Annotated in this window: 10 protein-coding genes; 7 read left to right on the top strand and 3 right to left on the bottom strand. The window is 37.0% G+C overall.

Translation table 11 applies throughout. The annotated features are described in order from the left end of the window. The first annotated feature begins 80 nt into the window (after positions 1-80). The 5 genes from ACZZZK_RS22550 to ACZZZK_RS22570 all read left to right on the top strand — a co-directional run bounded on the left by ACZZZK_RS22550 (position 81) and on the right by ACZZZK_RS22570 (position 6,643). Positions 81-1,310, top strand: a complete 1,230-nt coding sequence (locus tag ACZZZK_RS22550) for an MFS transporter (RefSeq protein WP_463486105.1) — start codon at positions 81-83, stop codon at positions 1,308-1,310. 205 nt (positions 1,311-1,515) lie between these two features. Continuing rightward, the gene (locus ACZZZK_RS22555; protein ID WP_463486106.1) at positions 1,516-3,345 is read left to right on the top strand and encodes a glycoside hydrolase family 2 protein; all 1,830 of its coding nucleotides are present in this window, start codon (positions 1,516-1,518) and stop codon (positions 3,343-3,345) included. A 170-nt stretch (positions 3,346-3,515) separates the two neighbouring features. Further along, the gene (locus ACZZZK_RS22560; RefSeq protein ID WP_463486107.1) at positions 3,516-4,982 is read left to right on the top strand and encodes a glycoside hydrolase family 30 protein; all 1,467 of its coding nucleotides are present in this window, start codon (positions 3,516-3,518) and stop codon (positions 4,980-4,982) included. Between the two features lie 170 nt (positions 4,983-5,152). Further along, the gene (uxuA, locus tag ACZZZK_RS22565) at positions 5,153-6,322 is read left to right on the top strand and encodes a mannonate dehydratase (RefSeq protein WP_463486108.1); all 1,170 of its coding nucleotides are present in this window, start codon (positions 5,153-5,155) and stop codon (positions 6,320-6,322) included. A gap of 84 nt (positions 6,323-6,406) precedes the next feature. Continuing rightward, positions 6,407-6,643, top strand: a complete 237-nt coding sequence (locus ACZZZK_RS22570; RefSeq protein ID WP_463486109.1) for a hypothetical protein — start codon at positions 6,407-6,409, stop codon at positions 6,641-6,643. Here the strand turns inward: ACZZZK_RS22570 and ACZZZK_RS22575 are convergent, their stop codons facing one another. Continuing rightward, positions 6,644-7,816 (bottom strand): DUF4185 domain-containing protein, encoded by a 1,173-nt coding sequence (locus ACZZZK_RS22575; protein ID WP_463486110.1) that lies wholly within the window; start codon positions 7,814-7,816, stop codon positions 6,644-6,646. A 257-nt stretch (positions 7,817-8,073) separates the two neighbouring features. Between ACZZZK_RS22575 and ACZZZK_RS22580 the strand changes: the two genes are divergently transcribed. Further along, positions 8,074-9,063: a metallophosphoesterase gene (locus tag ACZZZK_RS22580; RefSeq protein ID WP_463486111.1), complete on the top strand. Its 990-nt coding sequence runs from the start codon at positions 8,074-8,076 to the stop codon at positions 9,061-9,063. On the opposite strand, the gene ACZZZK_RS22585 is transcribed toward ACZZZK_RS22580, so the two are convergent. Then, positions 9,064-10,206 (bottom strand): sensor histidine kinase, encoded by a 1,143-nt coding sequence (locus ACZZZK_RS22585; protein WP_463486112.1) that lies wholly within the window; start codon positions 10,204-10,206, stop codon positions 9,064-9,066. A 168-nt stretch (positions 10,207-10,374) separates the two neighbouring features. Between ACZZZK_RS22585 and ACZZZK_RS22590 the strand changes: the two genes are divergently transcribed. Beyond that, positions 10,375-11,847 carry a glycoside hydrolase family 130 protein gene (locus ACZZZK_RS22590; protein ID WP_463486113.1) on the top strand — a complete coding sequence of 491 codons (1,473 nt, stop codon included), beginning with the start codon at positions 10,375-10,377 and terminating at the stop codon, positions 11,845-11,847. Positions 11,848-11,917: 70 nt separating this feature from the next. Here the strand turns inward: ACZZZK_RS22590 and ACZZZK_RS22595 are convergent, their stop codons facing one another. After that, positions 11,918-14,191, bottom strand: coding sequence for a glycosyltransferase family 4 protein (locus ACZZZK_RS22595; protein WP_463486114.1), 2,274 nt, complete (start codon positions 14,189-14,191; stop codon positions 11,918-11,920). Positions 14,192-14,320 lie beyond the last annotated feature (129 nt).

A 14,320-nucleotide genomic window follows, 5' to 3' on the forward strand; every position in this document is an offset into this window, starting at 1 on the left:
AATGATTAAATATCCTGTTTACAATTTCTTGTATCCCGTTTAAAATCTTACTTTTGTAAAGTTACTTTACTATTTTAGATATGGGTATTTTTCGTTCATTAAAACATTACAATTATAGATTATTCTTTACAGGCCAAGCCATTTCGCTTGTAGGCACCTGGATGCAGCGTGTTGCGGTAAGTTGGTTGGTGTACCAAATCACCGAATCTGCATTTTTACTGGGTTTAATTACTTTTTTAAGTTTGATCCCATCTTTAGTTTTGGCGCCATATGCCGGGAGTTATGTGGATAGACATAACAAGTACAAAATCTTAATGATTACTCAGGTCATCCTGATGCTTCAAGCTGGAGCGCTTGCGGTAATGATTTGGTTTAAAGTTTATGATATATTCTGGATTGCTGCTTTATCGCTTGTTCAAGGCCTGGTAAATTCGTTTGATGTGACTGCCCGACAGTCGCTTATGGTTAATCTGGTAGAGGACAAAGAAGATCTACCAAATGCTATTGCACTTAACTCTTCGGTTTTTAATGCAGCCAGATTGGTTGGCCCAGCCTTGGCAGGAGTAATTTTAAGTACGTTGGGAGAGGATATGTGCTTTTTGATTAATTTCCTCAGTTTTATTGCAGTAATTGTTTGTTTAGTGATGATGAAACTGAAACTGCAAGAGCACTCAAAATCAAGAGAAAATATATGGGTTGATCTTCGAAAAGGTTACGATTATTTAAAATCATCGCCAGATTTGGCATCAATGATTATAATGATGGCAGCGTCAAGTCTGTTAGTCATCCCATTTACAACCTTATTACCTGTTTTTGCAAAAGATATTTTCAACGGAACAGCAACCACTTTCGGCTGGTTTGAAAGTGCTGCAGGTTTCGGTGCCTTTTTCGGTGCAATTTATATGGCCACACTAAAGGTGAATCAAAACTTACAAAAAATAGTGATGGTTTCAGGCATCCTGCTGGCTGTTTCTGTAGTGGCTTTAGCCATTAGTCCTTCGTTAATTTTAGCATTAATCTGTACAGGTTTGGCTGCGCTGGGTTTAATGGCGCAAACTTCATCCATAAATACTTACTTGCAAACGCATGCTGATGATTTAATGAGGGGAAGGACCTTGAGCTATTATATTATGGCTTATCAGGGCGTTTTACCAATAGGAAGTTTGCTTATGGGGTATCTCGCACATCAATTTGGTACACAAACAGTTGTAGCTTTCGAGGGCCTAGCCGGGTTGCTTATTGTTGGTGCTTTTATTTACAATGAGAAACATCGAAATGAGATTAAAAATAATGCTGTTTCGCTTACGTAAACAAAGGAAACTTCCTCGTAGAAAACTTGTTACCTTGTTCTTTTAAAATCAAATCCAATCCAAAGCCTTTCAAATAATTCAATATATTTGGCATTGTTATTTGCGTTAAATTACTTTATGGGGGTAGCTTAATCGTTTAAAAATTGCTTTTATACATTCCGAAAGCATGATAAGTATGTGCTGCTACCCTAAAAATTAAATCATTATGCCCAATTTAAAATTTAGAGTTTTTTTACTTCTATTTACGCTTCTTTCATCTATTTGCTTCTCACAAGTTAGTTCAATACAAAACATTCAAGGTAGAAATATTCAAAGTCTAAACGGCAAATGGAATTATATTATCGATCCCTATGAAAATGGATACTACGATTATCGTCATCAGCCGTATGATCAATCCAAAACAGGAACAGGCGGTTTTTTTGACGATCGGGAGCAGAAAGATAAATCCGAATTGATAGAATACAATTTTACTGGTTCTCCTCAAATGAATGTGCCCGGCGATTGGAATTCGCAGTCGGAAAAACTCGAACTTTATGAAGGCACAATCTGGCTGCGTAAAAGATTTGACGCCAAACCAGAGAAGGGTAAGAAATACTTTGTCTATTTTGGAGCTGTTAATTATGAAGCCCATGTTTATTTAAACGGTAAAAAACTCGGTGTGCATAAAGGTGGTTTTACGCCTTTTCAATTCGATGTAACCAATAAATTAAAAACTGGCGAAAATTCACTCGTTGTGAAGGTTGATAATACCAGAAGGCCGGATGAAATTCCAACTGTAAATACCGATTGGTGGAATTACGGTGGCATCACACGAGAGGTGTATATAGCTGAATTCCCTGATCATTTTATCAGCGATTATAAATTGCAGCTGGTAAAAGGAAACAATAATTTAGTTAGTTTTTCTTTAAAATTATCAGATGCCACTGCTGGACAAGATATCACACTATCAATTCCGGAATTAAAGCTTGAGAAGAAATATAAAACAGATAGTGAAGGAAAAGTTAATGATGAATTTACCTGGAACAATTTAAGTTTATGGTCGCCTGAAAGCCCAAAATTATATGCTGCAAACATTAAATCTGATAAAGAAAATATCGATGATAAGATTGGTTTCAGAACGATAGAGGCAAAAGGCGATAGTATTTTGTTAAACGGGAAATCTGTTTTTTTAAGGGGTATTTCGCTTCATGATGAAAATCCTATACTGGCAGGACGCCTGCGTTCTGATGGAGATATGCGAATGATGCTGCAATGGGCAAAAGATATGAACTGCAATTATGTTAGGCTGGCACACTATCCTCACAATGAAAAAATGCTCCGTTTGGCCGATGAAATGGGCCTAATGGTTTGGGCTGAAGTACCGGTTTATTGGACCATCAGCTGGACAAACCCAGCCACCTACGCCAATGCCAAACAGCAGCTTACAGATTTAATTGTTCGTGATAAAAACCGGGCAAGTGTAATTATTTGGTCGGTTGGTAATGAAACGCCGTTAAGCGATGCCCGTTTAAGTTTCATGAGTAATTTGGTGGAAACTGCCCGCACTTTAGATGATACCCGTTTAATAGCAGCTGCACTCGAGGTGCATCGCGAAGGAAACACGATGATTTTGAATGATCCGCTCGGCGAAAAAATTGATTTGGTAAGCTTTAATGAGTATGCTGGCTGGTATTTCGGCGGTGTGCCAAGTGAAATTACAAAATACGATTTCAATATTAAATATAATAAGCCAGTGGTAATAAGCGAATTTGGTGGCGATGCATTAGCGGGTTTCCATGCTGATGAAAATACACGTTGGAGCGAGGAATATCAGGAAGCTTTATACAAAAATCAAATTACGATGTTGAGCAAAATAAAATCATTAAGAGGGATTACCCCTTGGATTTTAACGGATTTCAGATCGCCGCGTAGGCAGCATCCAGTGTACCAAAATTTTTGGAATAGAAAAGGCCTTATCTCTGAAACTGGCGAGAAGAAAAAAGCTTACTTCGTATTGAAAAATTTTTATGGTGAAATGCAGGAGAAGTATAAGTAACAATCCAGCACAATGGCTATAGTCGTTGATAGATAAATGGTTATCTAAAAAGTTTAAAAATAATTGCTAATAATTATCATTTTGTGACTTTAATGAATCTTTTATTCGGAAATTCGAAGTTTGAAATGAATGATGGCCAAACAAAAGGCTGTTGATTTAAAAAATATAAAATGAAACAAAAGCTAAGTATCCTATTGGTTTTAGCAACTGTATTTACAGCAGTTGCACAACAAAAAAAACCTAGTCAAACAGTTGAAAAGTATAACATCGGAAATAAAAAAGTAACGGTTTATACTACCGCTGAAAAAACCGATTATCGCATAAGCAAAACTGAAACTTTAAATTTTGTAGAGAATAAGCAGCCTTTTGAAACGGAGCCGACTATTTTTGTAGATCCTACAATTAAGTATCAAACGCTGGTAGGCATTGGTGGAGCACTTACAGATGCTTCTGCAGAAACATTTGCCAAGCTTTCTAAGAAAAACCAGCAAGAATTACTAGCAGCATATTACAATAAAGATAAAGGTATTGGTTACACTTTAGCACGTACCAATATAGCTAGTTGCGATTTTTCGAGCGGAAGTTATGCCTATGTTCAGGATAACGACAAAGATTTAAAAACATTCAGCGTTGCGCATGATGAGCAATATAAAATTCCTTTAATAAAGCAGGCAACTGCTGCTGCCGGAGGAATGCTAGCGCTTTATGTAAGTCCGTGGTCGCCCCCAGCTTGGATGAAAGATAATAATAGTTTAATTAAAGGTGGACATTTATTGCCTCAGTATCGCCAGAGTTGGGCCAACCACTATGTAAAATTCATTAAAGCCTATGAAGCCATGGGCATGCCAATTTGGGGTTTATCTGTTCAAAATGAGCCAATGGCGAAACAAATCTGGGAATCTTGCGTGTACACTGCAGAGGAAGAACGTGATTTTATTAAAAACTTTTTAGGTCCAACTTTGCAAAAATCAGGATTGAGTAGTAAAAAATTAATCGCTTGGGATCACAATCGTGATCAGATTTTCCAAAGAGCAAGTACAATTTTAAACGATAAGGAAGCTGCAAAATATGTTTGGGGAATTGGGTTTCACTGGTATGAAACATGGACAGGCAGTGGAATGCAGTTCGGAAACGTTCGCCAGGTGCATGAAGCCTATCCTGATAAAGCGTTAATTTTTACTGAAGGATGTAAAGAGAAGTACGATGTGAATAAATTGGACGACTGGACTTTGGGCGAGCGCTACGGTTATTCAATGATTAACGATTTTAATGCGGGCACAGCTGCCTGGACAGATTGGAATATTTTGTTAGATGAAAATGGAGGTCCAAACCATGTAGGCAACTTCTGTTTCGCTCCGGTGCATGCAGATACCAAGAATGATAAGTTGATTTATACCAATGCCTATTATTATATGGGGCACTTTTCTAAATTTATTCGTCCTGGAGCGAAAAGAATTGGTTCTGCATCCAGCCGTGACCTATTACAATCTACGTCGTTTTTAAATTCCGATGGAAAATTAGTTGTTGTGGTGATGAATCAATCGGATGAAAAGCTAAAGTACAGCTTATGGATAAAAGGTATGGCAGCAACAACAACTAGCTTGCCGCATTCCATTGCCACGTTAGTCGTAGAATAATAAGATAGAAAACTAATAGCAGAAATATCCAGCAACGGTTTTCTATCAAAAATCAGGTTGTTATGCTAGCCGGACTTTTAGATAGAGCATTTAGAAACGGACTTTTCGCTGTGTAAAAAATTAAGTTTGACGGCGGTTTTGGTGCTTTTTCGGGAGTTTAAATTATGGAAATGAAATATAAAAAACTGGAACAAACCTGGCGCTGGTATGGTCCGAACGACCCGGTAAGTCTGCAGGATGTTAAACAGGCCGGTGCAACCGGAATTGTAACTGCTTTGCACCACATTCCACATGGCGAGGTTTGGCCGTTGAAAGATATCAGGGAGCGCAAAGCGATTATTGAAGCTGCAGGTTTAACCTGGTCGGTAGTGGAAAGCGTACCTGTTCACGAGGCGATAAAAACCCGCAGACATGATGCGGAACACTACCTGGAAAATTACCGGATTTCACTTCGCAACCTTTCGCAGTGCGGCATCAAAACGGTATGCTATAATTTTATGCCTGTTCTGGACTGGACACGTACCCAGCTCGATCTGGAGATGGCCGACGGGTCAAAGGCACTTTATTTCGACTGGATCGATCTAGCCATCTTTGATCTGCATATCCTGAAGAGAGAAAATGCGGAGGCTGATTACAATTCATCCATCCTCAAAAGAGCAAACGAAAAATTCGCCACGCTGAACGAAGCGGAACTGCAGGATCTGCGCACCAATGTGCTGATGGGCATTCCCAACGAAAAGGAAATTGAGCTGGAAACCCTTAGGGCCAGCATAAACGAATACGCGGCAATAGGTACGAAGGGACTGAAAGAAAACCTGAAATTTTTCCTTAACGCCATTGCCGGAGTTTGTACCGAAGAAGGGATAAAGATGACGATCCATCCTGATGACCCGCCTTATCCAATTCTGGGTCTGCCACGGATAGCGAGTACGCTGGAAGATTTTGAATATATCATCAACGAGGTAAATCAGGCCTTTAACGGCGTTTGTTTTTGTACCGGATCTTTGGGTGCGGGAATGAAAAACGACACCCTGGCCATTTTTAATGCAGTTAAAGAGCGGGTTTATTTTGCGCATCTGCGCAACGTTAAAAAAGATGATGACGGCAGTTTTTATGAGGCCGACCATTTGGGCGGTGATGTAAACATGTTCGAGATAATGAAGGCACTGACGGAAGAAAATGCCAAAAGAGAACAGCCGATTCCTTTCCGTCCGGATCATGGGCACCAGATGCTGGATGATCTTGCAAAGCAGACCAACCCAGGTTATTCGGCCATTGGGCGTTTACGCGGACTTGCAGAACTGAGAGGTTTGGAAGTAGGAGTAACTGGAAACTATTAATTTTTATAACAATACCTGCCAAATAATAGGCGGGTATTGTTTTTTACAATCAAGTTATGGCTTGAAATTTGAGCAACTCGCATTATGGAAAACAAATCTAATCCCGGTAAAAAAATTTTAACTCCTTCAGTAATTCATGATGATTTACCAGAAGTTAAAAAACCAGAGCACCTGCGTAAAATAGCATTGCAACATGATGATATGTTACCTGAAAATCCAGAAAGAAATTACCACCATGATGAGCTTTTCAAGTCATCAACATCTAGCCATGATGAGATAAAACATGCGGATGATGATGTTTGGAATGGGGAAGATGCCTAGCTATTTCGTGCTGATATCAGCTTTCATGAGGTAAACATTATAGGGTTCCCACTGCGACATAGTAAAGTATAAATGATCGTCGTTATTTTTTAATGGATAAATATAAGGACAGTATAATCCTTTAAATTGGTTAACATCGGCTAATATTTTTAGATTGCTCCAGGTTCCATTAATACTTTTGGCATCGCGATAAACCATGGCATGGAATTTACTTTTCGCGATTGGATCATAAGCTGAATCGTAGCTGTAAGCAATGATCCATCGTTGAAATTTCTTATGATATAGGAGGGAGGCCTCACCAATGGGTCCGGGTATAATAATGGTCGCTTTACCTTCATCAGCTTTGAACCACTTTTTCGAATCACCATTCCAATATTCGTATTGATTTAAATTCAGCATTTCTTTTTCCTTAATCCTAGCCAAATATCCCGGCCCACCACGACCGGCTAAGCTTCCTATCATATAAACAAAACCATCCCTCTTGGCATAACAGATCTGAGAAAACTTACTATTGCCATTAAAGGTTACTTCTCCTTTTCTTGTCCAGGTTTTTCCGTCATCTGCTGAGGCATACAACGAAGAAAAGTTAGTAAGCCATCGGCCATTTTTACCTGCCCAATCAAAAATGTTCATGTAATGCACATAATCTGTTTTACCTACTCGAATAACTGCTGTTGGAATAGAGGTATTGTATTTTTTAGGATTCGTCTTTCCACCAGCACAAATTTCTCTGGCACTTCCGTTTTCATCCAATACCATAGAATCAATTGTAATTCCATCCTCCAGATTATTGTCGCTGGAAAATGCCAGAACATTTGATCGCCAATTAGCACCATTGCCACCGCCTTTACCATCTTTTTCAGCAATAAATTCTCTTCCATGGGTATCACCGAAAAAGATCCCGACTTTTGAACCTTCCATTTGCCAAAAAATTCCCAGATCAGTTCCACCAACATCATAGTCCTTTGCAGTATTATTCGGACTGGGAAGTTGTTCACCTTTGAGTGGTGTTCCTGTTAATCGAGCGATTTTTTTGACATTACTCAATTGTAATTCAGGAGTTTTATTGTTTTGTGCCAAAGCGCAAAGGCTATTGAAAGTAAGGAAGGCAATGGCTAAGCTAAAAGGTTTTAGTAGTTTATTAAATTGATATGGTGTCATATTGGTTTTCATTTGGTTAGCAGACTAATGTAAGTATATTAGCTAAAAAAGAAACCAAAATAAATGATTTGTTACCGAACATTTCCTGCAAAAGTTACCGAGTTTTAAATATGGGGATTTCGAAACGTTTGTAGCTCTTTTTTGTTATTTTCATCTACATATTAATAGTTTCAAGGCGAAATTTTTTACAAAGATTATTAGGAAAATGGGTAATTAGCCTCTCTAACAAGTTTGGTTCTCGACCTAATCAGATACGTATTCACGAAGCATTGACGAAACTTTATGAGACTATTTTGGGCGAGCCCGGCAAACGAGGACTGGTTTTCGATATACAACCGGATGATAAATTTATCATTTTTTCCGATCAGCATAAAGGCGCAAGAGACTATGCTGATGATTTCGCTCTGGCAGAGAAAAACTATTTAGCGGCGCTTGCTCATTATCATCGAGAAAATTTTCATTACATCAACCTGGGAGATAGTGAAGAACTATGGGAAAATTTAATGGAATCTGTAATTAAACACAATAAAGCTACTTTCGAGGCAGAGAAGGCATTTATACTCTCTGAATCGTTCACAAAGATATTCGGTAATCACGATTTGTACTGGGATAACGATCCACTTGCTGGCTTCAACCTAAATAGAATTTACGGAAAAAAGATACCTATTTATGAGGGTGCGATTTTAAGAACGACTATAGCAGATAGAAAATTAAATATTTTCCTTACTCATGGTCATCAAGGTGATTTACAAAGTGACGGAAATTGGTTTAGTAAGTGGTTTGTTAGTACAATTTGGGCACCTTTACAATCCTTTTTGCGAATTAACCCTAATACTCCGGCTTACGATAATCAGCTTAAAACCGAACATAACAGCATGATGTATAGCTGGCAAATAAAACAACTAAATACCTCGCTGATTACCGGGCATACGCATCAGCCTGTTTTTGCTTCACTCACTCATTTGGAGCGGATCTATTTAAAGTTAAAAAGAGCGACTTTAAGTAATAATCAACAAGAAATTGACTTATTAAATGCCGAATTGAAGAAAAGAATTCGGGAAGGGGATGAGGCGCCAGAATTTAAACAGTACAAACCGGGCTATTTTAATAGTGGTTGTTGTTGTTTTAGTGATGGCGATATTACGGGCATTGAAATTGAAAATGGAGTAATACGTTTAATCAAGTGGTCATTTCTGAAAAATGGAACTCCAGAAAGAATTGCGCTTGAGGAAATGAGCTTGGCAGAATTGCTCGATTAATTATTTAATCGGTAGCTGAACAAAAAAAGTAGTGCCCTTATTTTTGCCTTCACTCTCTGCCCAAATTTTACCTTTATGCATATCTACAAACATTTTCACAGCTGTAAGGCCCAAACCATTAGAATTTTCGCCATGAGTTGGTATGGCGCTTAGATCTGCAAATTTTATAAAAAGTCTTTCCAAATCAATATCATTTAAACCTACGCCTTCATCTTTAACAGCTATCGTAATTAAATTTTCTTCTTGCTGATGCGACAATGTGATGATTCTATTTTCAGGAGAAAATTTAATTGAATTATGTAAGATGTGATAAAACAGTGCCGTTATCTTTTCATCGTCGCCAAAAATTTCTAAAGCCGAATTTATTTTAATATCAAAGTTTTGACTTTTTTTATTAGCTAGTGGCGCTAGTTTTTGGGTAACCGAATTTAAAATTTCTCTGAGATCGATTTTATTTTTTTGTGGTTTAAACGAACCACTTACTTTTTTAGCCGAGCTTAAAATTTCGTTTAAACTACCGACCATTTTTTTTGATTGCAAATTAATTTTTGAAGCAATCAAGCCCGCTTTTTCATCGATGTTTGGCATTCTACTCACCAATTCCGATTGCAGAGAAATAGTAGTCATCGGATTTTTTAAATCGTGAATGAGTACATGCAAGCGATCATCCTGCGCAGTAAGTGTTTGTCTGATGGCAATCCTGGTTTCTAATTTATCAATAACTAGTTCTGCTAATGTTGATAACATTTCTTTTTGTTTTTCCGTTGGTTCTGCCGTGATAGCGCCAAACACATAAAGTGCTCCAATTACAAAATGATCAGGAGATTTGATGGGTACAGCTATATATTTAGTTTGCTCATCACTTCTTGCGCTATTATTTGTTGTTGCCCCCCAGTCTTTTAAGTATTCTGGAGATAGAAAACTATCATTCTTTGACAATTCAATCTTCTTTCCAACTTGCGATTTTATAAAAATATCATCGTTGGTTATAAAGCAAATTCCAGCATTTTCCACTTCAAAAATGGCAGCCGCCAACCAGCTGATATTGTCGTATGTGTGCTCTGCTGGTGAATTTAAAATTTCATAATATAAAAGTTTTTCTAATCGGCTGTCGCTATTAATTGGGATAATGTTTTCAGGCATGATGGTATTTTTAGAATGCTGATCCCGGTGAGAACAGCAATAATGTTAAAGGTAAAGATTATCCTCAAAAGGATAAAAAAAGAAACAATTATATAGTAAATTTAGTTAATATACATATTGAAAATATTCGGATAAAGAATTCGAATTAACGATCAAATCAACATAAAAATGAGATTATATATTGAACGAAAACCCGTTAAGGTAAACCCCGATACCAAACGTGTTATTGCCCGTTTTTTTTTTAACGGAGAGGAAAGAGCACTTGAGGTGATCAGAAAAGTTTTAGAGTTTTCTGACGAAAAAGTTTTTTCCTTAATTTCGCCAATTCTGCAGGAATACTCAAAAAGACATAGGAATATCACAAAGATTTTAAATCGGCATTGTAAAAAGCTTAAAAAGCAGTTCACCACATTAAATACCGATATGGAAGACCTTGATCAATATAAGCGGTTATTGATCGGCGCTTATTTTACACACGAATATTCAATTGAATCTGCTGCTTTTTTTAATCCCAGTATTGTAGATGATCCTGATCAAACGGATTTAGTGGAAGGTGAGAAAAGAGTAATTATAAGCTTCAGGGCTGTTGGAGAAGGCCACATTTCATCAATTGTTTTCCGAAGGGCATTAATTGATAAAAATAATAATATTCAGGTGCTGCCAGTGGGCGATTATGTTGATGAAGCTGAGGTGGTGAAAAATGCAATTTATGTTAAAAAGCTTTTTCTTAAAAAGGCTGCCTATGCACAAATTGATCCTTCGGTTTTAGAGGAGATTGAAGCTAAATTGGATGATAAGTTTGAGTATACTGCATTAAGTAATATCATTAAAGATTCTAAAAGCTTACATAAAGATAACCCAGTTAAATCGGTTGAATTCGATAAAGTGCTTTGGCTTTCTGATACCTACCACACGATAAGTTTTTCAAAAGATACCGATATTTCAGATCGTGTTATTTTCCCGATCTCAGAGTTTGAAAGAAAAGGAATTGAAGATGCCAGGTTTGTAAAATTTATAAAAGATGATGGAAGAGTAGTGTATTACGCGACTTATACCGCATTTGATGGATCACTTATCATTCCGAAATTGGTACAAACGGAGGATTTCTATGAATTTAAAGTGATTCCGCTATATGGAGATGGTGCACAAAATAAAAATTTAGCATTATTCCCCCGTAAAATAAACGGGAAATATGTAATGATGAGTAGGATAGATGGGTGGAATAATTACATCATGTTCTCTGACAAAGTGAATGTTTGGGAAAATCCAATTTTGCTAAAACAACCACGTTACTGTTGGGAGCTTGTACAAATAGGAAACTGTGGTTCGCCGATTGAAACTGACAAGGGTTGGCTGGTTATAACCCATGGTGTTGGCCCAATGAGGAGATATTGTATTGGGGCAGTGTTGTTAGATTTAGACGACCCAACCAAAGAAATAGGGCATTTAATGGAACCACTAATTATACCCAATAATGATGAGCGTGAAGGTTATGTTCCAAACGTGGTCTATTCTTGTGGGTCAATTATCAGCAATGGAGAGTTGATTATACCTTACGGTTTATCCGATTACAGTTCTTCATTCGCAACCGTAAATTTAGAGTTACTTCTAAATCGTTTATTAGAAAACAACGATAAATAGTTAAACTCTAATGGACAAAAAAAGGCTGATTCAGATGATGAATCAGCCTTTTTTTATTTGCTCGAACAGTCTATTTTTCTACTTTTTCATTTTCTACTAATGGAGAAGATAATGTTGCATATTCAGCTTCGGCAGCCTTTAATACGGCTAGGTGGGAGATAAAATAAGCTAACGTACTTTCAGCGCCTTGATTTCTATTCACACTGTTAAACTGTAAGCCATCGGCACAGCCATGGGTTTCGAAATCGTACAGAGGAATGTGGAGGCTGTTTTTGCCTAAAAACCACTCGTAACTTACCTGCATTAAGTCAAGGTATTTCTCTTCTTTGGTAATCTCGTAGGTTTTGGCATAAAGCAAAACCATCGCCATTGTTTCAATAGCTTGTTGATCATATATTGGATTTTTACCATGCTTTTTCATCCAACCATCATTCCCAACAGGATTTAGATAACCATTTTCGAAAGAAAACTTATTTAAAAATTCAATACTTTCCATAGCGATTTTATACGATTCTATATTACCGGTAGCCTCATAGTGATGAAGAAGTGCCAACGGTAAAATGGCGTTATCGTAAGTCAAAATATCTTCAAACCAATGCCATTCGCCATCTTTATTAATGTTATACGCTTGTTTAAGTGTATTTGCCAAGGTGTTAATTTCATTGATTAGTAATTCATCACCATGGTGGGTTTTTAAATAATAAGCTACTCCAATGATGGTGTTAGCCTGGCCTCTCAAATATTTCAAACTTTTAAAATGAGAAACGGAATGTGAGAATAATTCTCTTCCGAATTCTCGGTAAGAGTTATTTGGGGCGACATTTATTAAATAACCTAATGACCAAATGGTACGACCAAACGAATCTTCAGATCCAACTTCATCCAGATAATTTCTGTTAAAGCTTAAAAAATTCCTAAAATTTCCATCTTCCCGCTGCATGTATTGAATGAAACTTAAATAGACTGGAATTAGCTTCAGGGCTTTTTGATTTTTATCTTGCTCAAAAGCCATTAAAGCCATAATTAATGCTCTGGCATTATCATCTATACAGTATCCTTCCTTCAAATTCGGAATTCCAAAACGGGCATGCTGTATAATTCCTGTATCATCAGTCAACAAAGAAATATGACTTAAATTTAGAGCCGGCATTCCTTCAACATCAATAATCGGCGGCACAACTCTAGATGGTTTCTGGCCTGCGAATAATGCCTCCTCTAAAACGTTCATGTAAACATCTCCAATAGCTGGCCACCTTAAATTTAACCCATATTGGTATGCATTTGATTTAAGTTGTTGATGCTTATTTTGATCATTTAATAATTCATTTACTACATTTGCTAGCTGCTCATCGTTTTTAAAATCGAACAACTTACCTCTGTTATCTGCAAGTAATTCTTGCGCATGCCAATACGGAGTAGAAACTACAGCTGCACCTGCTCCAATAGCATATGATAGTGTTCCACTGGTGATTTGCGCTTCATTTAAATACGGGGTAACATAAATGTAGCAGGCAGTTAAATATTGATGTAATTCTTCTTCAGAAACAAATTTATTTACAAATGCAATGTTATTTTCCACACCCAGCTCTTTAGCTAAAGCTTTAAGGCTATCGCGATATTCCTCTCCATTATGTTTAACAACACCCGGATGTGTGTTTCCTAAAATCACATATAAAACATCAGGATGTTGGGCAACGATGCTCGGAAGCGCCTTTATCATCGTTTCTAATCCCTTATTACGACTAATTAAGCCAAAGGTGAATAGCACTTTCCTGTTTCTAAATAATTCACTTTGAGCAACTTCATTATTTAAAATAGGCTCCAGATCTGGAACGCCATGTTCAATTAATTTTATTGATGATTGTGGAATTTGGTAAATGCTGGTTAAAAATAAAACTGCTTTTTTACTCATCACCACTATTTTCGAAGATTTTAATGCAATCTCTTTAATAATGGTTTGCTGCATGAAATTGGGTTCTTTTAATACCGTATGCAGGATGGTAATAAAAGGCTTTTTTAATCTGTTGATAAATGAGAGTAAAAATACCCCGCTATTACCACCATAAATTCCAAATTCGTGTTCGATGATGCAGGTTTCGATATCACTGTTATTTATGAAATCTGCAGCTTCTAAATAATCTTGCTGATTCTGCTGTCTTATTACAAACTTAACTTCCTTCGGATAGGCATGCTCATCAAGATTATCTGATTCATTTAATGCAACAACGAAACTATTTTGAGCATCATAAGAAGAGTTTAAGCTTAAAGCGTTAACTAAATTCTGATTGAATGTTGCTAACCCGCATTCGCGTGGAGGATAAGTGGATATGTATGCAATCTTCATAAGTACTAATAGGTTGATATACCTTATTTAACATAGCCAATGGTAAATGGTTTTGTTTTCGATAGATTTCTGTTGATTATGACAAAACAATATGAATTATCGTCTTGTTACCTATAAAATTTAAACATT

The organism is Pedobacter sp. AC163 (genome assembly GCF_979258665.1).

Coding starts and splice junctions, on each gene's coding strand:
- ACZZZK_RS22550 (WP_463486105.1), top strand. CDS start 81: ATGGGTATTTTTCGTTCATTAAAACATTACAATTATAGATTATTCTTT.
- ACZZZK_RS22555 (WP_463486106.1), top strand. CDS start 1,516: ATGCCCAATTTAAAATTTAGAGTTTTTTTACTTCTATTTACGCTTCTT.
- ACZZZK_RS22560 (WP_463486107.1), top strand. CDS start 3,516: ATGAAACAAAAGCTAAGTATCCTATTGGTTTTAGCAACTGTATTTACA.
- uxuA (WP_463486108.1), top strand. CDS start 5,153: ATGAAATATAAAAAACTGGAACAAACCTGGCGCTGGTATGGTCCGAAC.
- ACZZZK_RS22570 (WP_463486109.1), top strand. CDS start 6,407: ATGGAAAACAAATCTAATCCCGGTAAAAAAATTTTAACTCCTTCAGTA.
- ACZZZK_RS22575 (WP_463486110.1), bottom strand. CDS start 7,816: ATGAAAACCAATATGACACCATATCAATTTAATAAACTACTAAAACCT.
- ACZZZK_RS22585 (WP_463486112.1), bottom strand. CDS start 10,206: ATGCCTGAAAACATTATCCCAATTAATAGCGACAGCCGATTAGAAAAA.
- ACZZZK_RS22590 (WP_463486113.1), top strand. CDS start 10,375: ATGAGATTATATATTGAACGAAAACCCGTTAAGGTAAACCCCGATACC.
- ACZZZK_RS22595 (WP_463486114.1), bottom strand. CDS start 14,191: ATGAAGATTGCATACATATCCACTTATCCTCCACGCGAATGCGGGTTA.